22 protein-coding genes are annotated in these 22,851 nt (G+C 54.0%); 11 read left to right on the forward strand and 11 right to left on the reverse strand.

Annotation, left to right across the window (positions count from 1 at the left end):
- Positions 1 to 122: 122 nt before the first annotated feature.
- Genes tviB through L1F30_RS14610 form a run of 3 tightly spaced genes read left to right on the forward strand, consistent with a single transcriptional unit; the run spans position 123 to position 3,372 of the window.
- Positions 123 to 1,397 (forward strand): Vi polysaccharide biosynthesis UDP-N-acetylglucosamine C-6 dehydrogenase TviB, encoded by a 1,275-nt coding sequence (tviB, locus tag L1F30_RS14600; RefSeq protein WP_253357238.1) that lies wholly within the window; start codon positions 123 to 125, stop codon positions 1,395 to 1,397.
- A 46-nt stretch (positions 1,398 to 1,443) separates the two neighbouring features.
- Entirely contained in the window at positions 1,444 to 2,451 is a 1,008-nt protein-coding gene (locus L1F30_RS14605; RefSeq protein ID WP_253357240.1) for an NAD-dependent epimerase, read from the forward strand.
- A 15-nt stretch (positions 2,452 to 2,466) separates the two neighbouring features.
- Positions 2,467 to 3,372, forward strand: a complete 906-nt coding sequence (locus L1F30_RS14610; RefSeq protein WP_253357242.1) for an XrtA system polysaccharide deacetylase — start codon at positions 2,467 to 2,469, stop codon at positions 3,370 to 3,372.
- On the opposite strand, the gene L1F30_RS14615 is transcribed toward L1F30_RS14610, so the two are convergent.
- The 3 genes from L1F30_RS14615 to L1F30_RS14625 form a co-directional block, all read right to left on the reverse strand.
- Positions 3,369 to 4,778: a mannose-1-phosphate guanylyltransferase/mannose-6-phosphate isomerase gene (locus L1F30_RS14615; RefSeq protein ID WP_253357244.1), complete on the reverse strand. Its 1,410-nt coding sequence runs from the start codon at positions 4,776 to 4,778 to the stop codon at positions 3,369 to 3,371. The two genes, L1F30_RS14610 and L1F30_RS14615, sit on opposite strands and share 4 nt — an antisense overlap.
- A gap of 117 nt (positions 4,779 to 4,895) precedes the next feature.
- Positions 4,896 to 5,441: a single-stranded DNA-binding protein gene (gene ssb / locus L1F30_RS14620; protein ID WP_253357246.1), complete on the reverse strand. Its 546-nt coding sequence runs from the start codon at positions 5,439 to 5,441 to the stop codon at positions 4,896 to 4,898.
- Positions 5,442 to 5,526: 85 nt separating this feature from the next.
- Positions 5,527 to 6,873 carry an MFS transporter gene (locus L1F30_RS14625; protein ID WP_253357248.1) on the reverse strand — a complete coding sequence of 449 codons (1,347 nt, stop codon included), beginning with the start codon at positions 6,871 to 6,873 and terminating at the stop codon, positions 5,527 to 5,529.
- A gap of 276 nt (positions 6,874 to 7,149) precedes the next feature.
- Here L1F30_RS14625 and L1F30_RS14630 point away from each other — a divergent pair, with 276 nt between their 5' ends.
- The 8 genes from L1F30_RS14630 (at position 7,150) to uvrA (ending at position 15,381) form a co-directional block, all read left to right on the forward strand.
- Positions 7,150 to 7,707 carry a hypothetical protein gene (locus tag L1F30_RS14630; protein WP_253357250.1) on the forward strand — a complete coding sequence of 186 codons (558 nt, stop codon included), beginning with the start codon at positions 7,150 to 7,152 and terminating at the stop codon, positions 7,705 to 7,707.
- Between the two features lie 390 nt (positions 7,708 to 8,097).
- Positions 8,098 to 8,757: a LuxR C-terminal-related transcriptional regulator gene (locus L1F30_RS14635; protein ID WP_253357252.1), complete on the forward strand. Its 660-nt coding sequence runs from the start codon at positions 8,098 to 8,100 to the stop codon at positions 8,755 to 8,757.
- Positions 8,757 to 9,173: a CsgE family curli-type amyloid fiber assembly protein gene (locus L1F30_RS14640; RefSeq protein WP_253357254.1), complete on the forward strand. Its 417-nt coding sequence runs from the start codon at positions 8,757 to 8,759 to the stop codon at positions 9,171 to 9,173. The genes L1F30_RS14635 and L1F30_RS14640 overlap by 1 nt, the downstream gene beginning before the upstream one ends.
- A 12-nt stretch (positions 9,174 to 9,185) precedes the next feature.
- Positions 9,186 to 9,596 carry a curli assembly protein CsgF gene (locus L1F30_RS14645; RefSeq protein ID WP_253357256.1) on the forward strand — a complete coding sequence of 137 codons (411 nt, stop codon included), beginning with the start codon at positions 9,186 to 9,188 and terminating at the stop codon, positions 9,594 to 9,596.
- 15 nt (positions 9,597 to 9,611) lie between these two features.
- Entirely contained in the window at positions 9,612 to 10,478 is an 867-nt protein-coding gene (locus tag L1F30_RS14650; RefSeq protein ID WP_253357258.1) for a CsgG/HfaB family protein, read from the forward strand.
- 193 nt (positions 10,479 to 10,671) lie between these two features.
- A complete protein-coding gene (locus tag L1F30_RS14655) occupies positions 10,672 to 11,262 on the forward strand; it encodes a hypothetical protein (RefSeq protein ID WP_253357260.1) in 591 nt (196 codons plus the stop codon).
- Positions 11,263 to 11,311: 49 nt separating this feature from the next.
- Complete coding sequence (locus tag L1F30_RS14660; protein ID WP_253357262.1) at positions 11,312 to 12,397, forward strand: hypothetical protein; 1,086 nt, start codon at positions 11,312 to 11,314, stop codon at positions 12,395 to 12,397.
- Positions 12,398 to 12,507: 110 nt separating this feature from the next.
- A complete protein-coding gene (gene uvrA / locus L1F30_RS14665; RefSeq protein WP_253357264.1) occupies positions 12,508 to 15,381 on the forward strand; it encodes an excinuclease ABC subunit UvrA in 2,874 nt (957 codons plus the stop codon).
- Positions 15,382 to 15,454: 73 nt separating this feature from the next.
- Here uvrA and L1F30_RS14670 read toward each other — a convergent pair whose 3' ends face one another.
- The 8 genes from L1F30_RS14670 to rpmJ form a co-directional block, all read right to left on the reverse strand.
- Positions 15,455 to 17,056 carry a sulfotransferase gene (locus L1F30_RS14670; protein WP_253357266.1) on the reverse strand — a complete coding sequence of 534 codons (1,602 nt, stop codon included), beginning with the start codon at positions 17,054 to 17,056 and terminating at the stop codon, positions 15,455 to 15,457.
- Positions 17,057 to 17,131: 75 nt separating this feature from the next.
- Positions 17,132 to 19,372: a TonB-dependent receptor gene (locus L1F30_RS14675; RefSeq protein WP_253357268.1), complete on the reverse strand. Its 2,241-nt coding sequence runs from the start codon at positions 19,370 to 19,372 to the stop codon at positions 17,132 to 17,134.
- Positions 19,373 to 19,628: 256 nt separating this feature from the next.
- On the reverse strand, positions 19,629 to 20,009 hold the full coding sequence (gene rplQ / locus L1F30_RS14680) for a 50S ribosomal protein L17 (protein WP_253357270.1): 381 nt from the start codon (positions 20,007 to 20,009) through the stop codon (positions 19,629 to 19,631).
- Between the two features lie 78 nt (positions 20,010 to 20,087).
- Positions 20,088 to 21,080, reverse strand: a complete 993-nt coding sequence (gene rpoA, locus L1F30_RS14685; protein WP_253357272.1) for a DNA-directed RNA polymerase subunit alpha — start codon at positions 21,078 to 21,080, stop codon at positions 20,088 to 20,090.
- A 22-nt stretch (positions 21,081 to 21,102) separates the two neighbouring features.
- Entirely contained in the window at positions 21,103 to 21,723 is a 621-nt protein-coding gene (gene rpsD, locus L1F30_RS14690; protein ID WP_253357274.1) for a 30S ribosomal protein S4, read from the reverse strand.
- A gap of 12 nt (positions 21,724 to 21,735) precedes the next feature.
- Positions 21,736 to 22,128: a 30S ribosomal protein S11 gene (gene rpsK, locus L1F30_RS14695; RefSeq protein WP_183911551.1), complete on the reverse strand. Its 393-nt coding sequence runs from the start codon at positions 22,126 to 22,128 to the stop codon at positions 21,736 to 21,738.
- Between the two features lie 39 nt (positions 22,129 to 22,167).
- The gene (gene rpsM, locus L1F30_RS14700) at positions 22,168 to 22,524 is read right to left on the reverse strand and encodes a 30S ribosomal protein S13 (protein ID WP_253357276.1); all 357 of its coding nucleotides are present in this window, start codon (positions 22,522 to 22,524) and stop codon (positions 22,168 to 22,170) included.
- A 208-nt stretch (positions 22,525 to 22,732) separates the two neighbouring features.
- Positions 22,733 to 22,849 (reverse strand): 50S ribosomal protein L36, encoded by a 117-nt coding sequence (rpmJ, locus tag L1F30_RS14705; protein WP_015047163.1) that lies wholly within the window; start codon positions 22,847 to 22,849, stop codon positions 22,733 to 22,735.
- Between the last annotated feature and the right edge of the window lie 2 nt (positions 22,850 to 22,851).

A 22,851-nucleotide genomic window follows, 5' to 3' on the forward strand; every position in this document is an offset into this window, starting at 1 on the left:
TTACCCGAGCCTTTAGTATGAATATTATTTAACCAGCATTAAACTTTTGCCATACACCGGAAATCGGTTTTTGTGATAACTTACCCGCCGAAACAATGAGACCATCACAAGGACAGCGGCTCATGCTCCCCAGCTCCCCAAAGATTTGTATTATCGGCCTTGGCTACGTTGGCCTGCCCCTGGCTGCCGAATTCGGCAAGCAAATTAAAACCCTAGGCTTCGACATACACGCGGCACGCATAACGGCGCTGCAACAGGGCATAGACCATACGTTAGAGGTAGACAAAGAAACCCTAACTCAGTCTAAAGACTTAAGCTTTACATCCAACGAAAACGATATTAAAAACTATGATGTTTATATCGTTACAGTTCCTACGCCAATAACCAGCGCCAAACAGCCAGACCTCACGCCCCTTCAAAAGGCCTCTGAGCTTTTGGGGCGGGTAATTTCTAAAAATGCGGTAGTGGTATTTGAATCCACCGTGTTCCCTGGCTGCACTGAAGAGTTTTGCATTCCCATTATTGAGCGTGCGTCTGGGCTCAGGTTTAATCGCGACTTCTTTGCAGGCTACAGCCCCGAGCGCATAAACCCGGGCGATAAAGAACACAGGGTCCACAACATTACCAAGGTGACCTCAGGCTCTACACCCGAGGTTGCCGACTATGTTGACGCCCTGTACGCGCGCATTGTGACCGCCGGCACCCACAAGGCCAGCAGCATTAAAGTGGCAGAGGCCGCCAAGGTGATTGAGAACACCCAGCGCGATATCAACATCGCTTTAATCAATGAGCTGGCACTTATTTTCAAGCGCCTGGATATCGACACCCTGGAGGTGCTTGAAGCCGCCGGCACCAAGTGGAATTTTCTGCCATTTCGGCCGGGGCTTGTGGGCGGGCATTGCATCAGCGTAGACCCCTACTACCTCACCTATAAGGCGCAGCAGGTTGGCTACAACCCGGAAGTGATTCTAGCAGGGCGCCGCATTAACGATGGCATGGGCGCGTTTGTTGCGGAATCTGTAGTTAAAATGATGACCCAACGAAGGGTGCATGTGGTGGGCAGCCGCGTATTGATTATGGGCCTGGCATTTAAAGAAAACTGCCCAGACCTGCGCAACACACGGGTGGTAGATATTATTAACGAGCTCAATACTTACCACGCGGAAATAGACGTTTACGACCCCTGGGTAGACCCCGGCCAAGCAGCAGAGGAATACAACCTCAACATGGTAAACGAGCCTGCCATCGGCCAGTATGATGCCATTATCCTGTGCGTTGGCCATACACAGTTCCGCGCCATGGGCGCCCAACAAATACGCGCATTGGGTAAACCGGGTGCGGTGGTGTTCGACGTCAAACACATTTTGCCAAAAACCGAGGTGGATGGCCGGCTTTAGGCCTTCGGCGCCTACCCACATCAGTTAAATTAAACGAGCTTATACAATGAAAATTCTGGTTACCGGCGCCGCCGGGTTTATTGGGTCTACCCTTGCCCACAGGTTGCTTGATCGCGGCGACGATGTGCTCGGCATAGACAACCTCAACGATTACTACGATGTAACGCTAAAGCATGCACGCCTGGCCCGTTTAACCGAGCGCGAGGGCTTCCAGTTTGAGCAGCTGAGCATTGAAGATAAAAGCGCGCTCGATAAAGCCTACAAGCGCTACCAGCCCGATCGCGTGGTGAACCTGGCAGCGCAAGCCGGCGTGCGCTATTCCCTTGAAAACCCGCAAGCCTACCTGGATGCCAATATCACAGGCTTTTTGAACATTCTTGAAGCCTGCCGCCACATGGGCACAGAGCATTTGGTATATGCCTCAAGCAGCTCTGTGTATGGTGCGAACACCGCCATGCCCTTTTCGGTGCACAACAATGTTGATCACCCGGTAAGCCTTTACGCGGCGAGCAAAAAAACCAACGAGTTAATGGCGCACACCTACAGCCATTTGTTTGACATCCCCACCACTGGCTTGCGCTTTTTTACCGTATACGGGCCCTGGGGCCGGCCAGATATGGCGCTGTTTATTTTTACCCGCAAGATTTTGGCGGGCGAGCCCATTGATGTGTTTAACTACGGCAACCACCGCCGCGACTTCACCTACATCGACGACATTGTAGAGGGCGTAATACGCACACTCGATCACACAGCACCGCGCAATGAGCGCTGGTCGGGCGATACGCCAGATCCGGCCACCTCTAAAGCGCCCTTCCGCCTCTACAACATTGGCAGCAACAACCCCACAGAACTGCTGCGCTATATCGAAATTCTGGAGCAGTGCCTGGGCAAAAAGGCCACCAAAAACCTGCTGCCATTGCAGCCCGGTGACGTACCCGATACCTATGCCGATGTTGATGCACTAATGGAAGACGTTCACTACAAACCCACCACCCCCATCGAAGTGGGCGTGGAAAAGTTTGTGAAGTGGTACCGCGATTACTACAAGGTTTAACAAAGGTTCTTACCCGTGGCAGCAGAGCAGCGACGCATTACCCACGCCATGACCGTGGATGTGGAAGACTACTTCCACGTGGCGGCGTTCAACCAGGTAATTAAACCCGAGGATTGGGGTAACTGGCCGTCGCGGGTTGAGCGCAATACCGATGCGCTACTGGCCCTGTTTGATTCAGCGGATGTGCGCATCACTTTTTTCATTTTGGGTTGGGTGGCCGAGCGCCACCCACAGCTTGTGCAACGCATTCAACAAGCCGGCCATGAAATTGCCTCGCACGGCTACAGCCACCAACTGATTTACCAACAAACGCCTGAGGTTTTTCGCGAAGAAACCGCGCGCTCAAAGGCCATTTTGGAAGACATAACCGGCACCCAGGTGAAAGGTTACCGGGCGGCCAGTTATTCGATTACCCAAAAATCCCTGTGGGCATTAGACATACTGGCCGAACAGGGCTTTAGCTGGGATTCCAGTATTTTCCCTACCCGGCACGATAACTACGGTATACCCGGTAGCCCCGAGGAGCCCTACACCATCATTACGCAATCGGGAGCAACGCTTACCGAGTTCCCGCTCACCACAGCAAAGGTGTTAGGCCAGGCCATTCCAGCCGCCGGTGGCGGTTACTTCAGGCAATACCCCTACGCACTTTCGCGCTGGCTGTTTAATCGTGCAAGCCACAACCAAACCAGGCCACAGATTTTTTATTTACACCCCTGGGAAATAGATCCAACGCAGCCTAGAGTGGCAGGCGCCAGCTGGTTTTCGCGCTTTCGCCACTACACCAACTTATCGCGCTGCAAGCCGAGGCTGGAACAATTGCTGAAGGATTTTGCCTTTGGCACCATGACAGATAGCCTGCGCGATGCACCTATCTCGCAAGTGCTGGATTTGCGCGCCGCACAAAAGCTCAGCGCCTAGCTGCGCCCGTAGCGATCATCAAAGCGCACTATGTCGTCTTCACCCAGGTAGCCGCCCGTTTGGATTTCTATTAATTCAAGGGGAATTTTGCCGGGATTTTCCAGCGAGTGCACATCGCCAATGGGTATGTAAGTGGATTCATTTTCGCTGATGAGTTGCTCGCGCTCACCCACGCGCACTTTGGCCGTGCCACTTACCACCACCCAGTGCTCGGCGCGGTGGTAATGCATTTGCGTTGAAAGCTTTTGGCCGGGGTTTACGGTGATGCGTTTCACCTGGTAGCGGCCGTTTATTACCAAGCCATGGTATTTACCCCAGGGCCTGTGCACTTCGCGATGCCAATCCACCTCTGGGCGGCCTTCACGCGCAAGGTGATCAACTATTTTTTTAACGTCTTGGGCACGATCTGCACGGGTAACCATGACTGCATCATCTGTTTCAACAATAATGAGATCTTCCACCCCAACAGCTGCCACCAAACGCGACCCGGCGTGCACCAACGTGTTTTTGCTATCAAGCAACAAGGCATCGCCGCGGGTCACATTATTTTGCGCATCCGGCTCGCCCAATTCGCGCATGGCAGACCAACTGCCCACATCGTTCCAGATGGATGGAAAGCGCACCACTTGCGCACGCTCGGTGCGCTCCATAACCGCGTAATCAATTGAAATAGACGGCAAGCGGGTGAATGGCTCTGGCGCCAAGCGCGTAAAGGTGAGGTCTGCCTCAGCCTGCTCAAGTGCGGCCTGGCTTAAGGCGTGAATCTCTGGCTCAAAGGCCGCCAACTCGCGCAGGTAGGCATCGGCGCGGAACATAAACATGCCGCTGTTCCACAGGTAATTGCCATCGGCAAGGTAAGCCTTGGCGCGGGCGAGGTCTGGCTTTTCTACAAATTCGGCAACAGCGGCAACGGGCGCGCCCGTGCGTGCGCGAATATAGCCGTAGCCTGTTTCCGGCGCACTGGGCTCAATACCAAAGGTAACCAGGTCACCGGTGCTTGCAACATCGGCACCCTGGGCCACCTTTTCGGCAAATTGGGTGGCGTCGTCTATGACGTGGTCAGAGGGTAGCACCAGCATAATGGCGTCTGGCTCTGTTTGCGCAATCAGCCAAGCCGCTACTGCAATGGCGGGCGCCGTATTTTTACCGACGGGCTCCAACAAAATACTGCGCGGCGTCACCCCAATTGCGCGGGCTTGCTCTGCAATTAGAAAGCGGTGTTCTTCATTACACAGCAACACCGGCGCTTGGGTTGTCATGCTGCAGCGCTTGAGCGTGGCCTGCAGCAAACTATTGCCACAATCCTCTAGATCAATGCATTGCTTTGGAAAGCGAGACCGCGAAAGCGGCCAAAGCCTGCTGCCTACACCACCGGCAAGAATTACGGGAACAATATGGTGCGCCATGGTCAAAATCCTTTTTGCTCCAGCATGAGCAGGTCATTGGTTGCTAAGGGCCCGAGGGCCCGCGCGAAAAATCAACCGGCCACGAACCTTGCGCTCGCAGCCGGGCAGCAAAAAATATTAGAACGGAATATCGTCATCAAAACTGTCGAAACCACCGGCCTGTGGCGCAGACTGCTGTGGTGCAGACTGCTGCGGGGCTTGTTGTTGCGACTGTTGAGGCTGCTGATACCCACCCTGCTGCTGCGCCTGCTGAGGCTGCTGGCGTTGCTGGGGCGCCTGGTTGAAGCTTTGATCATAACCGCCGCCCTGGCTGTATCCGCCCCCTTCGCGGCTATCGAGCATTTGCATCTCGCTGGCTACAATTTCGGTGGTGTAGCGATCCTGGCCATCTTGCCCCTGCCACTTGCGGGTGCGCAGTGAACCTTCAACGTAAACCTTGCTGCCTTTTTTCAGGTACTCGCCGGCGATTTCAGCCAGACGGTTAAAAAACACCACGCGGTGCCATTCGGTACGCTCCTGGGGCTGACCGGTATTTTTGTCTTTCCAGGTTTCAGAGGTGGCCACACTTACGTTGGTTACGGCGCCACCGCTGGGCATGTATTTTGTTTCAGGGTCCTGACCGAGGTTACCCACCAAAATCACCTTGTTCACACCTCTTGCCATGCTTGTATCCCCTATTCGAATTTATGTCACTTGTAATATGAAGTTATCTAACCAAAGGTCTGTTTGGCTGTCGAGCTTAATTGCACTATGGCCTTGCGGCCTCTGCGGGCCACCATTCATAGCGGGCCAATAGCGCGGTATTGAAATTGCGGGCATCCACCTGCACCAGCGCCACGTGATCTGAATCTACCCATGTTACCTGACTCACGCCTCGCAGCTGCGCCAACTTTTGCAATTGCCCATGATCACCGCTTGGCAAGCGCACGCTAAAGCGCACGGGCTTGGCCGGCGGCACATGAAATAACGCCACCAACAACCACACCAGCAACACCAATGCACAAATGCCAAATACCGCCTGCATGCCCATGTTTTGCAACACCCAGCCGCCGGCCGCGCCCCCTAAAAATGCGCCGCTAAACTGCCAGGTGGAATAGATACCTGTGGCCGTGCCCTTAAGTTCAGGCGCCGCCACTTTGCTCACCCATGAAGGCAGGGTGGCCTCTAACAAATTAAACGCCATGAAAAAGGCAAACAAGGCCAACACCAGGGTTACCGCAGAGCCTGCAAAGGCATACAGGGTGAACTGTACGGCGCACAAGAGCGCTATGGCGCCCACGAACACCCACTTAACCTGCCCCGAGCGCTCACCCAAAATCATAAAGGGCAACATTGCCAGAAACGAAAACACCATCACCGGCAGGTAGACCCAACCGTGCTGGTCGCGCGCCCAGCCTTGCAACTCCAGGTAGCGTGGCAAGGCGATAAATGCCGCCATCAACACGAAATGCAGCGCAAAAATACCGAAATTCAGGCGCCAAAGCTCCAGGTTTTGCAACACCGGGCCCCAGGCCATGTCTTTCGGGCGCATCACCTGTGGCGCTTGGGGCACTTGGGCCCACAACAGCCAAAGCCCGGCGAGCGCCAGTCCCGCGGTGGCCCAAAACAGGCCAGCCATGCCCACACTGGCCGCCAGCAGCGGCCCCAGGATCAATGCCAGTACAAAAGACGCACCAATAGAGGCGCCAATTATCGCCATAGCCTTGGTGCGGTTTTCTTCGGCCGTCACATCGGCCACCAGCGCCATGATGACACTGGCAATGGCACCACAGCCCTGTAAAAAACGCCCGGCAATCAAGCCGTATACGCTATCTGCCAGCGCCGCAACCACGCTGCCCACACCGAATAACACCAAACCGAGCGCGATCATGGGCTTGCGGCCTAGTTTGTCTGACAGGTAGCCAAAGGGAATCTGCAGCAGCGCCTGGCTTGCGCCGTAAACGCCCAGCGCCAGGCCCAGCAGCAAAGGCGTGGCGCCGGCATAGTCTTGCCCGTACAAAGACAGCACCGGCAGCACCATAAAGAGCCCCAGCATCCTGAAAACGTACAGGCCCGCCAAGGGCAAAACAGCGCGGCGTTCAAAGGGGGGATTCACGAAAACTGCTACCTTGTCAAAATACTGAGGCCGAAAGGGCAGCTATTCTAACAAATGCGAGCCAACTCTGGGGCACCAACTGCAACCCCCGGCGCTATTAGCGTCTTTTGATCTGGGAAGTCGATTATCTATAACTATCGCTTCTTTAGCGCTAATTGCTTAGATTTTGCCCCCTCGCTATAGTGAACTGACTAGATTTTGTACGACCGATCGCCCCGCCAGCCCTGTGGCCGGCCCCACAATAACAACTGCACTTGATTGCACCAGGAAGTACCCATGAATACGAACAAGCTCCTAATCAGCATTGCAGGCCTGGCCCTGATTTCCTCAATGGCACAGGCAGACACAGCGCTGAAAGACGCAAGCAAAGCCGCACAGGCGCTGACCGACAGCCTGGCCTATGCCGATGAAGCGATAATGGCAGTGAGCTCTCAGGAGGCCGTCAACCTGCTTACGGCATCTATTGCCGAGGCAGACCTCACCATCGCACTGGCTGAGGCAGATTTCGCCATACGCGATGTGACCCGCCAGGAAGCCGTGAATCAACTAGCAGCAGCCGTAGTAGGTGCCGAGTTCGCCATTGCCAGCGTAGAAGCGCAAGTGGCCATTAATAGTGTTTCAGACGACCAATTGCTGAACGAGCTGGACGCCACCCTGGCCGGCGCCACAGCTGATGACGCCAACGACATGATCCGGGCAGTGGTATCTGAACGCCCCATGCTAGCCGCAGCTGTACAAGACCGGGCTTTGGCCCAAGGGCTTGATGAAGCAATGGTGGCCAATGCCCTTACCGCAGGGTTTGGCGAAGCGGCCGCAACTGCCGCCGGCGAATAGACCGCGAGCACTTGCACACACCAAGGCCCCCAAAATTGGGGGCTTTTTTATGGTTTGATGAAAATTCCCGGGCTGACTGTGACGCCGGTACCAATAGCAAGGTGCCGCCGCAAAAGTGCGTAAAATCACGACATTCACACCAATTTATGCCTGATAGCCGCACATCTGCGTTAAATTTTTGCAAGGCGACAACGTTGTTTAATTTTGGCCAATCAATCTGTGCTTAAAAGCCTCACAAATACTTGCCAAATAATCTAACGAACCCATACTAAGGTGGTATTTTTAGAAGTCTAACTTCCGCCGTCTTGCCGTACTAATACTGACACTTTACTCTTAACAGCAGCGTCAGGACGCAATGGAAAGCTAATCATAACTAACATGGACTCAAGTATGATGAACGCCCACAGTGCCCCCCAAAAGGCCAGTGCCGAAACCATGGTGCTGCTCAGCGAATCCAGCATGCAATCAAAAATGCTGGCTAATTTAATGTCCGACAAACTTGGCCTTGCCTGCCGCTTAGCTGACCAACCTCAGCAAGTTGGTCATATGCTGCAAGCCGAGCAATCGCTACTGCTCATTGATGCGCAGCATTTCGACATGAACGCACTGCGCAGCCTGCTGCAGAACCTGCAAAGCAAGCACAACCGCTTGGTAGTAGCGCTGTTTAATGTGATTCAAAGTTCAGAACAGGAACAGCTGGCAGAGTGGCCCCAGGTGAAAGGCCTTTTTTACATCAATGCCGATCACAACCAACTGCTTAAAGGCTTGGGCGCGCTTATTTCAGGCCACCTGTGGCTGCCCAGGGAAGTGACTCACCAATTGATTGAGCAAAACCGCCGCCCGCCCATGGATGCAGGTTCGCGCCAGCTGCTCACCCGCCGCGAGTTGCAAATTATGGAGCTGCTGGCAGGTGGCGCCACTAACTTGCAAATTGCCGAGGCGCTGTTTGTGAGTGAGCACACCATTAAAAGCCACTTGTACAATGTGTTTAAAAAAATCGATGTGAAAAATCGACTGCAAGCCTGCAACTGGGCGCGCAATAACATCTAGTGAACATACGCACATTTTGGCGGCCACTGCTCATTAGCTGCGCATTACTTTGCAGCGCCCCACAGGGGTATAGCGCAGAAATTGAAGATGAAATTACAGGCTTTACGCACGACAGCACCATCACGCGCGTAGGGCATGCATTTACGCAGGCCTTAAGCAGCTACCGCAACCTGCACTTCACCGCCGATAACGAATACAACCTCACTGTGTTTGAACGGCCTTCGGCACGTTGGGGCAGTTTGATTTGGGTAAACCTTGATGACCGCGAAGTCTACCGCCGGTTTTTACCCCCGGGCAAAATAGACGTAAGCCAAGAGGCACAAAATGCCGCCCAGCACATTCATCAGCAGGCACAGCAACAAAAATTGCAACGCCTATTCATGGATACTTTTGATCTCGATCAGGATGAATTTTAAGAGATTTTCCCAATGAAACATCGCACGCTTACTGCAACCCTGTTTATCACCCTGCTGGCGCCGTTGAGCCTTGTTGCCAGCGAATTAATTTACACGCCCGCCAATCCGAGCTTTGGCGGCAACGCTCTAAATGGCAATTACCTGCTAGGCAATGCCCAGGCCCAAGACACCTATAAAAATCCGGATTTGGGCGAGGGCTACCAAGCGCCCACAGACATAGAGCGCTTTGCCAACTCGCTGCAATCGCGCTTGCTCAATCAATTACTTACCGATGTTGGCAGCGGCAATAGTGGCAGCCTGCAAACGGATGCATTCATCGTTGACCTGGTAGACGACGGCGGCGTATTGACCGTGCTGATTACAGATAAAAATACCAACGAAGTCACCGAAATTGTGGTTTCCGGATTGAACCCGCAAAACTAGCCTGCAGGAATCATCATGCTTACCCAAACGACCCGGATGCTACTGGCATCTTGCGCACTGCTTTTGACTGCAGGCTGTGAAACCGCAAAACAAACAGAGACCGCCTTGTTCGGCCCAGCCCAAGGCCACGCCACACTTACCCCCCGCGCCAGAACCTACCAAGATCTCACTAGCCTGCCCGCCCCCAGGGGTAAAATTGTGGCGACGGTTTACAACGTAAAAGATCAAACAGGCCAGTACAAACCCATGCCGGCAAGCTCTTTCTCCACGGCGGTATCGCAAGGTGCCACCGCCATGCTGGTGAATGCCATGAACGATTCGGGCTGGTTTATTCCACTGGAGCGCGAGGGGCTGCAAAACCTGTTAACAGAGCGAAAAATTATTCGCGCGGCGTTAAAAAAGCCCAACACTCCGCAAAACAATGACGACGAGCTGCCCTCGCTACTGGCGGCAAACGTATTGATAGAAGGCGCTATTGTGGCCTATGAATCCAACCTGAAAACCGGCGGTGCGGGCGCGCGCTATTTCGGCATTGGCGCATCAGAGCAATACCGGGTTGATAAAGTTACCGTGAACTTGCGTGCAATCGATATCCGCTCGGGGCGCATTTTGCACAGCATCATGACCAGCAAGTCGATTCTCTCGCGCGAAATTTCTGGCGGCGTGTTCCGCTTTGTGGAGTACAAACGGCTACTGGAAATCGAGGCGGGCACCACCACCAACGAACCGGCACAAATGTGCGTTTTATCTGCCCTTGAAGCCGGCTTAATTCACTTGATTGCCGATGGTATTCGAAAAAACAGTTGGTCTTTGGCCAATCCGAACGAAATTAACAACCCGACACTTGCACAATATTTAAACCAAACGCCGGAAATATTGTGAGGTTTGTTGCAGAGTTACTAAGGCCTTGCCAAGAAAACTAATGCCTTGCGCTTAGCTGCAAAGATGACGATCAATTCACGCATTAAACCGACACCAAAGCGGCTTGTAAAAAAACCCACTAAAGCGCGATAGAGACAAAGAGAAACACGTCACAGAATGGCCCAGACATTTTTCGACCTGGCTGCCAACACCCATGGAAGATCCCAAACAAAGGCGATGGAAAAACGCCCGCTTACTGTTAGTGCTGCTTACTTTGGTGGGCGCCAGCAGTTGGGCCTTGGGCAACCCGCTCACCGCCCAAACACACACCCCTTACCAATTTGATCTAGATCCGCACACTACGGATTTATCTGGCGATGAACTCAGCCAGCTGCAAGCCACGCTGGCAGGCAGCCTTGCGGTGCATCAGCAATTGGGCAGCCACAACGACGCCGTGATTTACCAGCAGGGCCAAAACCTGCTCTCTATCAGCGCGCAAATGGGCAACCACAATACTTTGCACATTGAACAATTGGGCGCGCAGCAGCGTGCCCTTACGCTACAAGCGGGCGATGCCAACGAGGCACAGCTGCTGCAAACAGGCCTTGCGCACACCAGCACCCTAGTTCAGCTGGGCCATAACAACCTTGCAGACATTGAGCAACACGGGCAAGGGCATAGCAGCTACGTGAAGCAGGTGGGCAACAGCAATAGCGCGGCGGTTTACCAAGAGGGCAGCAGCCATTCAAGCCTCATCATTCAATACGGCAGTCATCAATCGGCGAGCGTTCGCCAAATTCAATAACCCGTAACACCACTAACGCCAAACACAACCATCAATTAAGGAAGATGCAATGATCAAACAACTTTCCCCAATCGCTTTTGCCATCGCACTTGCCAGCAGCGGTGCGTGGGCAGACAACAACATAGCCACCAGCGATCAAATGGGCGACAACAACAACGCAACCATTGATCAAATGAACGTATTTGATAGCACCGCCACCGTTTTGCAAGACGGCAGCGGCAACGGCGCGGCCATTGTGCAAGGCGACAGCCTGGCGCCCATGACCGCCACCATCGAAACCCTGGGCACCGACAACCGTGCGGCCATCACCCAAAACGACAGCTGGTTTGCCGAGGCGAGCATTTTTCAGGACGGTACAACCAACAACGGCCAGATTACCCAAGTAATGGTTTCTGACGGCTCAACCGCCAGCATTAACCAAGAACTTGCCGACGACAACATGGCCAGCATTGATCAAAACCAGGCTGCAGTCAGCACCGCGAGCATTGATCAGTTCAATGCGTTATCCAACGCCGCTGAAATCCAGCAGCAAGCCACTTTCGGCAGCGATGCAACCATTAGCCAAACCAATACGCTGCTAGACCAAGCGTTCATCTTCCAAACCGGTGATTTACACCAGGCCAGCATCGTGCAGGACGATTCGTGGGTTGCGAGCGCAAACATCAGCCAGGAAGGCGGTTTACACACAGCCGCCATCAATCAAACCGCAATCTCAGACGGCTCTGTTGCCGACATCGCCCAAGCCGGCTTCATGAATACCGCGAGCATTGACCAAGACGCCTCGGTTGCAAGCGAAGCGGTAGTAAGCCAGGACGGTGAAATGCTGATGGCCACCATTTCCCAGGGTGCGGGCGACGGCAACATGGCAACCGTCATGCAAACCGGCGGCATGAACCAGGCAACCATTGATCAACCCGGCAGCCAGAACATGGCCGATATTGACCAATCTGCCGAATTCAACACCGCAGACATAGTGCAAACCGGCGACAACGGCATAGCCACTATTGTACAAACCGGTTTCGGCATGGCGGATAACACCAATCTGGCCACCATCCAGCAATCTGGCATGAACGACATGGCCACCATCACCCAATCAGGTGGTGCCGGCAACTACACCGCCATTACCCAGAACTAAGCGCTCACCCTAGTGATGTGCAAGGGGCCTGATGGCCCCTTTTTTCATTCCTGACAGCCACCCTGCGAGCCTCTATAATGGTCGGTTTTCAACCACTAGAGAGCTGTTAAGTGGATACCATTCAAGTTCGCGGCGCCCGTACTCACAATCTCAAGAATATCGACCTGGATATACCCCGCGACAAGCTGGTGGTGATCACGGGGCTTTCGGGCTCTGGCAAATCGTCACTGGCCTTCGATACCCTCTATGCCGAGGGCCAGCGCCGCTATGTGGAATCGCTTTCTACCTATGCGCGGCAGTTTTTATCCATGATGGAAAAGCCCGACGTTGATCACGTAGAGGGCCTGAGCCCGGCTATTTCCATCGAACAAAAGTCCACCTCTCACAACCCGCGCTCAACCGTGGGCACCATCACGGAAATTTACGACTACCTGCGCTTGCTATACGCCCGCGTTGGCGAGCCGCGCTGCCCCATCCATGCAGAACCACTGGCTGCGCAAACGGTAAGCGAAATGGTAGATCAGGTGCTGGCACTACCAGAAGGCAGCAAGATTATGCTGCTGGCGCCGCTCGTGCGCGATCGCAAAGGTGAGCACTTACATATTATGGAGCAGCTGCAGCGCGACGGTTTTATTCGCGCACGCATCGACGGCCTAGTGGTAGATCTGGATGACGCACCCAAGCTCGACAAAAAGAAAAAACACACCATCGAGGTGGTGGTAGATCGCTTTAAGGTAAAAGATGACCTGCAGCTGCGTTTGGCGGAATCTTTTGAAACTGCGCTGAATCTGGCCGATGGCCAGGCGATCATCAGCTACATGGATGGCGACGGTGAAGACCGGATTTTTAGCGCCAAGCACGCCTGCCCCATTTGCGACTACTCACTGGCAGAACTCGAACCGCGCCTGTTTTCCTTTAACAACCCCGCCGGCGCCTGCCCTAGCTGCGACGGCCTGGGCAACAAGCAATATTTCGATGAAGAAAAGGTGGTGCACGACCCGGAGCTGACTCTGGCCGAAGGCGCGATTCGCGGCTGGGACAGACGCAATGTGTATTACTTCCACATGCTTACCTCTATCGCAGATCACTACGGTTTCTCTATTGATACACCCTGGCAGAAACTTCGCAAAAAAGATAAAGACGCCGTGCTACACGGCTCGGGCAGCACCGAGATTTCCTTTCGCTATGTGAACGACCGGGGCGATATTTACCAGCGCACCCACCGCTTTGAAGGTGTGCTCCCGAACATGGAGCGCCGCTACCGCGACACCGATTCGCAAATGGTGCGCGAAGACCTCGCCAAATTTCTCTCGCATCAGCTGTGCCCCGAGTGCGACGGCACTCGGCTCAGGCGCGATGCCCGCAATGTATTTGTAGACAACAAAACCCTGCCGGAAATCACGAGCCTGCCCGTGGGCGATGCCTACGACTACTTTGAGCAACTGGAGTTTGAAGGCCGCAAGCAGGAAATCGCGAGCAAGGTGTTAAAAGAGTTGCGCGACCGCTTCCGATTTTTGGTGGATGTGGGCCTTAACTACCTCACCCTCAACCGCAGTGCCGACACACTCTCCGGCGGCGAGGCGCAGCGCATCCGGCTTGCCAGCCAAATTGGCGCGGGCCTTGTGGGTGTGATGTATATTTTGGATGAACCCTCCATTGGCTTGCACCAGCGCGATAATGAGCGCTTACTTCGCACCCTGACCCACCTGCGTGATTTGGGCAACACGGTGATAGTGGTAGAGCATGATGAAGATGCCATCCGCTCGGCAGATTATTTGATAGACATAGGCCCTGGCGCCGGTGTTCACGGTGGCGAAGTGGTGGCCGCCGGCACCTACAAGCAAGTGCTGAAGGCCCGCGGCTCACTCACGGCAGATTACCTTTCCGGGCGCAAATCCATTGCCATACCCGCAAAGCGCCACCCCAACGACCCGAAGGCGCAATTGGTGCTCAGTGGTGCCACGGGCAATAACCTGAAAGACGTCACGCTGAATATTCCCGTGGGCCTGATGACCTGTGTGACCGGTGTATCTGGTTCGGGCAAATCGACGCTGATTAACGCAACTCTTTACCCACTGGCGGCCACGGCCTTAAACAAGGCAACCACACTCAAGGCTGCGCCCTACAAAAAAGTGGAGGGGCTGGATCATTTCGACAAGTGCGTGGATATAGACCAAAGCCCCATCGGGCGTACGCCGCGCTCTAACCCGGCCACCTATACCGGTATCTTCACACCCATACGGGATTTGTTTGCCGGCACCCAAGAGGCGCGCTCGCGGGGCTACAAACCTGGCCGGTTCAGCTTTAACGTAAAAGGCGGGCGCTGCGAAGCTTGCCAGGGTGACGGCGTCACCAAAGTGGAAATGCACTTTTTGCCCGATGTTTTTGTGCCCTGTGATGTGTGCAAAGGCAAGCGCTACAACCGTGAAACCCTGGAAGTGAAATTCAAGGGCAAGAATATTCACGAGGTATTGGAACTTACTGTAGAAGATGCCCGCGAGTTTTTTGATGCGGTGCCAGCCATTGCCAAAAAATTGCAAACCCTGATGGATGTGGGCCTTTCCTACATTCGTTTGGGGCAAGCTGCCACTACCCTTTCTGGCGGCGAGGCGCAGCGGGTGAAACTTTCGCGCGAGCTTAGCAAGCGCGATACCGGCAAAACCCTGTACATACTTGATGAACCCACCACCGGCCTGCACTTTTACGACATCCAGCAGTTGCTGAACGTATTGCACCGCTTGCGCGATCACGGCAATACGGTGGTGGTTATTGAGCACAACCTGGATGTAATCAAAACGGCCGACTGGCTGGTAGATCTCGGCCCGGAAGGTGGCAGCGGCGGCGGTGAAATTATCGCGCAAGGCACACCTGAAGCCGTTGCCAAAATGAAGCAATCCCACACCGGGCGCTTTTTGAAGCCCATGCTCGCCCAGGCAAAACCGGCCAGCACAAAAAAAGCCGCCGCTAAAAAAGCGAAGGCTTAAAGCCGGGCTTGGCAGCGCGGCCAACTGCAAGCGCTGCCAAGCCACACCCGGAAATTTTTAAGGCGAAGCGGGCCTAAATAATGTTGGCGCGCGCCAGCTCCTCTTTTACCGGGCGCATCAATTCTTCAAAGTGCCGCCAGCGCCCCACCGAGCGGGCGTGAGGTTTTTCGCGCACCTGCGCGGCGCTGGCGGTGGCCACGGTATGCTTTTGCTGATGAAAGTTAAGGCAGGCCTCTTCAAAATCGAGCCCCAAGCGCGCAAGTAGCTGGCTTATTTCCTGTTTGGGGTTTGCCACCAAATGCTCGTATTGCACCTCAACCAAGCGCTCACCCAGCACCGACCGCCAATGATTCATTAGCCGGTGGTAGTTCACATAGTAGTGGGCAAGCTCATCCATGGCGTAGGAAAACGGGTAAGCACCGGCAAACAGCTGCTTATAGATGGCAAAGCAGGCATCAAGAGGATCGCGCTTCACATGCACAATTTTCCCCTTCGGGAAGGCCTTGGCAATCAGCCCCAGGTAGTAGGTGTTGCCGGGCAATTTATCCGTGCGCAGAGCACCTTGCGGCTCAAGGTAGGCAGATTCACGCCAATAGAAATCAGCCAGTGCGCCCGGGTCTATTTGTGTGGCCTGCGCCATAATTTGGGCGCTGATTAAATCGGCACCGGCAATGCCACTGAGCTTTTTTACTCCCAGGCCAAAAAATTGCAATTCACCCGCGCCGGAAACTTTGGTGTGTGACGTGAGAATGGTATCCACAAGCGTTGTGCCGGTGCGCGGCAGCCCTACAATAAATAGCGGCTCGAACGCTGCGGATGTACTTCCGTCATTAGAGGCATTAGAGGCACTGGCTGCCGCCAACCACTGGCCGGTATGTTTCTCAATAATGGCATCCACCAGCGCGGTTTCGAGCGCTTTGTTATAGCCAGGCACCACTTTTCGCGCATGGAGCGCCGCCGCTTGGTAGGCGGTAGCGGCCTCGCCCCAATTACCTTCATCTTCATACAGCTTGCCCAAGGCGTAGTGCCCATAGGCTAAATCCAACGGGTTTTGCCAGTGAGGCTGCAAGCGGGATATTTGGCTAATGATGTCGTGAGGGTTGGTTTGCTTAAGGCGCGACAACTGCCACCAGGCGCGGGCATCATTCGGGTTGAGCGCAAGGCCCTGCTCAAGGCTTGTGCGTGCAACATCCATCTCGCCATTGAATAACGCACAAGCCGACAGATTGCTAAGAAAGTCGGCTCGACCCGGACAAAGGGCCACCGCCTGGCGGTACAGGGCTAACGCCCGCTGATGACACCCCACGTGGGTAAGTACAGAGCCTGCCAAATCCAGCAAATAGCCGCTTTGCTGAACATCGGGCAGCGCTATATTCACAAGCTGCACAGCCTGCCTGTGTTCGCCTGTGCGCACCAGGCAGCGGGCCAGATGAAGGGCGGCATCGGCACGGCTGTCGTCCAGGCGCAGGGCCCGCTCAAAGGCTTTAGCGGCCAGGCTAAAGCGCTCGGCATTGCCCGCCATTAGGCCTGCCAGATAGTGGCCCTCCGGGTGATTGGGCCACTGGCTCAGCCATTGCTGGCTAACCACAGAAACCCTGCTCCAATCCCGCGCTATAACTGCCTGCCGGCCAGTGGCATATAGCTGCTGCTGCGCCTGTGTGTGGGGCTTTTCCACGGCTATTCCTTATTGAGTGCGAAAAAAAATGGCGGCCACTGGCCGCCATTCTATGCTCGTGCTTTGACGCCAGGTTTAGAAGCTGTAGCCTGCCTCTAAACCAAGAATACGTGGGTTGCCCACATAACGGAATGCACCGCGCGTACCGTAGCGGGCTTCGCCACGTGCGCCATTCTCGTAGTATTCGTTGGTGACGTTATCCACAAACAGCTTCACATGCCATTGATCGCGCACATAATCTGCGCTCACGTTCAGTAATCCGTAGCTGTCTAGCTCTACATAATCACCGTTGTTGGCAATGGTATTGTTCAACTGGGTTTTCACTTCATCTTTCCAGTAGTAGTTACCGCGCAAAATCAGCTCGGCAGACTCCATGGGAATGGTGTAGTCGGCTGCAAGATTAAACTGCAGCTCTGGCACACCAGGGAAGCTATCACCCTTTAAGCCATCGATTTCCAATGCATCTTCGGTAAGCTGGGTGTCGTACATGGTTACCCACGCATCCACTTTCAGCTGCTCAGTTGCATAGGCCTGTACGGTAAGTTCAACACCGTTGATCTGGCCTTGGTTGCCGTTCTTGGTGATATTTAACGCGTTAACTTGCGACTTGGTGGGCACCTGCAGGTCGTCCCAATCGATTGTGAACAGCGCGGCGTTAAAGATTACCCGCCCATCAACCCAGGTAGAGCGCAAGCCCAGCTCCATGTTGGTGGCCTTGTCGGGTGAGTAGGTTTTCTCGCTCGCCAGTAAACCCGGGCCGATGTTCACACCACCGCGGCGGAAGCCCTCTGCCCAGGTGCCGTATACCATTACATCATCGTTGATATCGTAGGAAAGGTTCACCTTGCCAACGGTATCTTTGACGGTGCCTTTGCCTGATTCACACTCGGGCAATACCGGTAAGCCATCACGATAGAACCAGTAAATCGGGATGAGGGTGCAGTCTTGTTTGATATCCAGCGTTTGCTCAAAGCGGCGAATACCCACTGTAGCCTGGAATTGTTCCGAGACATGCCAGGTCAGCTCACCGAAAACAGCCTTTTCTGTAAAGGTGTCTTTGTTGAGCGCTTGATACTCAATCTCGCCCCAACCGGTGTCGATGCCTGCCCAATCCTGATAACCGGGCGTGAATTCCGTTGAGGAACCTTCCGATTGCTCATTTTCGTAGTAAAAACCGGCAATCCAGTCGATGGCGCCGTCGCCGGTAGACAGGAAGCGGGTTTCATGCACCAGGGTGTCAACGTCGTCGATTTCTTGCGTGAACGCCGAGAACTCGGGGAAGTTTGCATAACCTGGGTAGATGTCTACCACCAGCAGATCCGTTTGATCACGCTGGCCCTTGCCATCAAAGTTGGCCACAGAAGTGGTAGAGAAGATTTCTACGTAATCGGTTTCCCAGCCAAACTCCACATTGGTGAGCTGATCTTTGGCATCGTAGGGTTCTTCGTAGCGCATGGCCGATTCGTACTTATTGCCGGTATACAGCTCATTGGCCGCTTGCCGGCCACCGGCTTGCTGGTCTTGCAGGTAGTAATTGGCCTGCACATAAAATTCGTCTGAGGGCTCCCAACGCAGCGACATACGCGCACTGCTTGTTTGCTCGTCGTTGGCGTCTGCTACGGTACGGGTGTTATTGGAAACACCTGGCTCTGTGAGCACTTCGGTGTAATCCACAAACCCTGCGTCATCGAGATAACCTACGGCAAAGCGGGCTGCCAGGGTTTCGGAAAGGGGCAGGTTCAAAATAGCGGTGGTTTCATAGCTCAACCCGCTACCTTCAGCACTCTGGGAAACCTTGCCGTAAACTTCGCCTGTAAGCTCCTCTGTTGTGGGCTTATTCAGAATGTAGCGCACAGTGCCACCCATGGCGCCACGGCCGTAGAGTGTGCCCTGTGGGCCGCGCAGCACTTCAATGCGCTCGATATCAATCAGTTTGAAGTCGATCAGCAGGGGGGTGTCGTTAACATAGCGGGAGATCACATCTTTACCGCCCTGGTTTTCGGCCGCCTGCAGGCCGCCGATGTTCATACCGCGCAAGGTCACAAGGCTGGTGCCGCGGGCACCGGCGTCCACCATTTGCATGCCGGGTACGAATTGCGCCATTTTGGAAAGGCTGGTAGCGCCTACATCACGCATGGCATCGCCACTGACGGCGGTAATGTTGTAGGGGATATCCTGCACGCCTTCGGCACGGCGGGTGGCGGTAACCACCACTTCTTCAATATCGAAAATGGCATCATCTTGGGCTGAAGCCACCATAGGCACTGATAATACGGCGCAAGAAATGGCCTGCCCCAACAGCGTACGCTTTAACATAGGTTCTCTCCGGTTATTATGGGGCTAAAGCCCGCTTTATAGCTCAGTGATACTGAGATACGCCATCCTAGGAAGCTGCCGCCCTGGCTACAAGCACAGCCCCAGTGAGAAACGACAAACCTGTACGTTTATGTCGCAATTACACATAAGCGTAGCAGTGCCAGAAGGCTATTTCAGACGACAGCGCTCTAAGTAAATGAATTTTAGGCATAAAAAAAGCCAGGCTAGGCCTGGCTTTTCAGGATGATGCAGCAAATTACTCTGCAGCTTCTTCCTTCAGGTTGCGATCGACCAGTTCAACATAGGCCATTGGGGCCTTATCACCGGTACGCAGGCCGCACTTCAAAATACGAATGTAACCGCCTGGACGGTTTTCGAAGCGTGGACCCAGCTCGTTGAACAACTTGCCAACTGCCTTGTCGTTGTTCAGGCGGCTGAACGCCAAACGACGGTTAGCAACGTTGTCGCTCTTTGCCAAAGTGATCAGGGGCTCGAGCACGCGGCGCAGCTCCTTAGCCTTTGGTACGGTGGTTTTGATCAGTTCATGCTCAACCAGAGAAATAGCCATGTTCTTGAACATAGCCTTGCGGTGTGAGCTGTTACGATTCAGTTGACGGCCACTTTTACGATGACGCATGACGCTAAATCCTATCCGTTCTGATTGCTATCACAGCAAATCTTGTTAAGCGCGCGGCGTACCGCGCACAGAAACTACCTACTTGTCGTCTGTACGCAAGCTGGCTGGAGGCCAGTTTTCGAGACGCATACCCAATGACAAACCGCGTGAAGCCAGGATGTCTTTGATTTCGGTCAGTGATTTTTTACCCAAGTTCGGGGTCTTCAACAGCTCAACTTCAGTGCGCTGAATCAGATCGCCGATGTAGTAAATGTTTTCCGCTTTCAAGCAGTTTGCTGAACGCACGGTCAGCTCGAGGTCATCCACAGGGCGCAACAGCACTGGGTCGATTTCCTCTTCTTTGCGAACTGGCTCGGCTTCTTTCTCGCCTTCCAGGTCAACAAACACTGCCAACTGCTGCTGCAGGATAGTAGCTGCACGACGGATCGCTTCCTCAGGCTCAATTGTGCCGTTGGTTTCCAGATCCAGAACCAGCTTGTCCAGGTCGGTACGCTGTTCAACACGCGCACTTTCAACTGAATAAGCCAAGCGCTTAACCGGGCTGAATGAAGCGTCCAGCTGCAAGCGGCCAATGGCGCGAGTTTCTTCCTCGTCGCTATGACGCTGATCAGCAGGCTCGTAGCCGCGACCACGGGTCACGGTTAACTTCATGTTCAGCGCTTTATCGCTGGTGATATTGGCGATTACGTGGTCGGGATTTTTAATCTCAACTTCGTGATCAACCTGAATATCAGCCGCGGTAACAACGCCTGGGCCCTTCTTCGACAAGGTCAGTTCAACCTGATCTTTGCCGTGCATTACCACTGCTACACCCTTGAGGTTAAGCAGGATTTCGATAACGTCTTCCTGCACGCCTTCAATAGCGCTGTACTCGTGTTGTACACCGTCGATTTTGACTTCGGTGATCGCACAGCCGGGCATGGAAGACAGCAAGATGCGACGCAACGCATTGCCCAGAGTGTGGCCGAAACCACGCTCTAGAGGCTCCAAAACCACCTTTGAGCGGGTTGGGCTCAGTTCGGTAACGTCGATATGACGCGGTGTATAAAACTCGTTTACTGCACTCTGCATAGCCGTTCCTGTTAGCGGTTAATTACTTGGAGTAAAGTTCAACGATCAGGTTTTCGTTGATGTCGGCTGGCAAGTCAGCGCGATCAGGTACACGCTTGAACGTGCCTTCTTTCTTCTCGCTGCTTACATCAACCCATTCAACGTCTGCGCGCTGAGCGGCCAGAGTCAAAGCTTGCTGGATACGCAGCTGTGCCTTGGCTTTTTCGCGAACAGATACCACATCGCCTTCAGCTACCTGGTAAGACGGGATGTTAACGGTTTGGCCGTTAACCAAAATCGCCTTGTGAGAAACCAGCTGGCGGCTTTCGGAACGGGTAGAACCGAAGCCCATACGGTAAACAACGTTATCTAAACGTGTTTCCAACAGCTTCAACAGGTTTTCACCAGTTGCGCCCTTACGACGGGCTGCTTCTTTGTAGTAACCGCGGAATTGCTTTTCCAGAACGCCGTAAATGCGACGAACTTTCTGCTTTTCACGCAGCTGCACACCGTAGTCAGACAAACGACCACGACGCTGGCCATGCATGCCAGGTGCAGTTTCTGCTTTACATTTTGAATCTAGCGGGCGAGCGCCACTTTTCAGGAACAGGTCAGTTCCTTCGCGACGGGCCAGCTTACACTTTGGTCCGATATAACGTGCCATTGTTCAGTCCCCTTAAACGCGACGCTTCTTGGAAGGACGACAGCCGTTGTGTGGAATCGGCGTGACGTCAACGATGTTGGTGATTTTGTAGCCAACATTATTCAGCGCGCGAACTGCTGATTCGCGGCCTGGGCCTGGGCCCTTTACTTCCACGTCGAGGTTCTTCAAGCCGTACTCTTGCGCAGCTTGACCGGCGCGCTCTGCTGCTACCTGAGCGGCAAAAGGCGTGCTCTTACGAGAACCACGGAAACCTGAACCACCGGCAGTCGCCCAAGAAAGGGTATTACCCTGACGGTCGGTAATGGTCACGATCGTGTTGTTAAAAGAAGCATGGATGTGGGCAACACCATCAACCACGGTCTTTTTGACTTTCTTTCGAACAGTCTTATTACTTGGCTTGGCCATAGCAATCTCTTCCTAAACCTTTGGTTACCGAAAAGCCAATTACTTCTTAATTGGCTTGCGCGGACCCTTACGGGTGCGAGCGTTAGTCTTGGTGCGCTGACCGTGTACCGGCAGATTGCGGCGATGACGCAAGCCACGGAAACAACCCAGATCCATCAAACGCTTGATGTTCATGTTGATTTCACGGCGCAGGTCGCCTTCTACGGTACGCTTGGTGACTTCGCCACGCAGCACATCCAACTGTTCTTCGGACAACTCGCCAACCTTGGTCGTTTCAGCAATACCAGTATCAGCCAAAATCTGCTGAGCGGTGGTACGACCAATGCCGAACACGTAGGTCAAGGAGATAACCGCATGTTTGTTATCTGGTATGTTGACACCAGCAATACGGGCCATTCAAATTACTCCATAAAGCATAAAATTGTAGCGTTGACGGCAATACTCGCCACCCACCACACGAAAAGGCGCGGCAGGATAGCGAATATACCAGCGAAAAGCAATAGCCCGGAGATTGCTCCCCGGGCGACAGTCAACGCCCCCTTGTCCCAAAACGGCCCGAAACCGGGCCTTTTGGGTTGTTAGCGCCTTTCGGCACTAACGAAAATTAGCCTTGACGCTGCTTGTGGCGTGGCTCAACGCTGCAGATTACCCGCAGAACACCGTTGCGCTTAACCATTTTACAGTTGCGGCAAACTTTCTTAACTGAAGCACGAACTTTCATTT

It is taken from the genome of Simiduia sp. 21SJ11W-1, from assembly GCF_024138675.1.
Classification (GTDB): Bacteria; Pseudomonadota; Gammaproteobacteria; order Pseudomonadales; family Cellvibrionaceae; genus Simiduia.

Coding starts and splice junctions, on each gene's coding strand:
- tviB (WP_253357238.1), top strand. CDS start 123: ATGCTCCCCAGCTCCCCAAAGATTTGTATTATCGGCCTTGGCTACGTT.
- L1F30_RS14605 (WP_253357240.1), top strand. CDS start 1,444: ATGAAAATTCTGGTTACCGGCGCCGCCGGGTTTATTGGGTCTACCCTT.
- L1F30_RS14615 (WP_253357244.1), bottom strand. CDS start 4,778: ATGGCGCACCATATTGTTCCCGTAATTCTTGCCGGTGGTGTAGGCAGC.
- ssb (WP_253357246.1), bottom strand. CDS start 5,441: ATGGCAAGAGGTGTGAACAAGGTGATTTTGGTGGGTAACCTCGGTCAG.
- L1F30_RS14630 (WP_253357250.1), top strand. CDS start 7,150: ATGAATACGAACAAGCTCCTAATCAGCATTGCAGGCCTGGCCCTGATT.
- L1F30_RS14635 (WP_253357252.1), top strand. CDS start 8,098: ATGATGAACGCCCACAGTGCCCCCCAAAAGGCCAGTGCCGAAACCATG.
- L1F30_RS14645 (WP_253357256.1), top strand. CDS start 9,186: ATGAAACATCGCACGCTTACTGCAACCCTGTTTATCACCCTGCTGGCG.
- L1F30_RS14650 (WP_253357258.1), top strand. CDS start 9,612: ATGCTTACCCAAACGACCCGGATGCTACTGGCATCTTGCGCACTGCTT.
- L1F30_RS14655 (WP_253357260.1), top strand. CDS start 10,672: ATGGAAGATCCCAAACAAAGGCGATGGAAAAACGCCCGCTTACTGTTA.
- L1F30_RS14660 (WP_253357262.1), top strand. CDS start 11,312: ATGATCAAACAACTTTCCCCAATCGCTTTTGCCATCGCACTTGCCAGC.
- L1F30_RS14675 (WP_253357268.1), bottom strand. CDS start 19,372: ATGTTAAAGCGTACGCTGTTGGGGCAGGCCATTTCTTGCGCCGTATTA.
- rplQ (WP_253357270.1), bottom strand. CDS start 20,009: ATGCGTCATCGTAAAAGTGGCCGTCAACTGAATCGTAACAGCTCACAC.
- rpoA (WP_253357272.1), bottom strand. CDS start 21,080: ATGCAGAGTGCAGTAAACGAGTTTTATACACCGCGTCATATCGACGTT.
- rpsD (WP_253357274.1), bottom strand. CDS start 21,723: ATGGCACGTTATATCGGACCAAAGTGTAAGCTGGCCCGTCGCGAAGGA.
- rpsK (WP_183911551.1), bottom strand. CDS start 22,128: ATGGCCAAGCCAAGTAATAAGACTGTTCGAAAGAAAGTCAAAAAGACC.
- rpsM (WP_253357276.1), bottom strand. CDS start 22,524: ATGGCCCGTATTGCTGGTGTCAACATACCAGATAACAAACATGCGGTT.
- rpmJ (WP_015047163.1), bottom strand. CDS start 22,849: ATGAAAGTTCGTGCTTCAGTTAAGAAAGTTTGCCGCAACTGTAAAATG.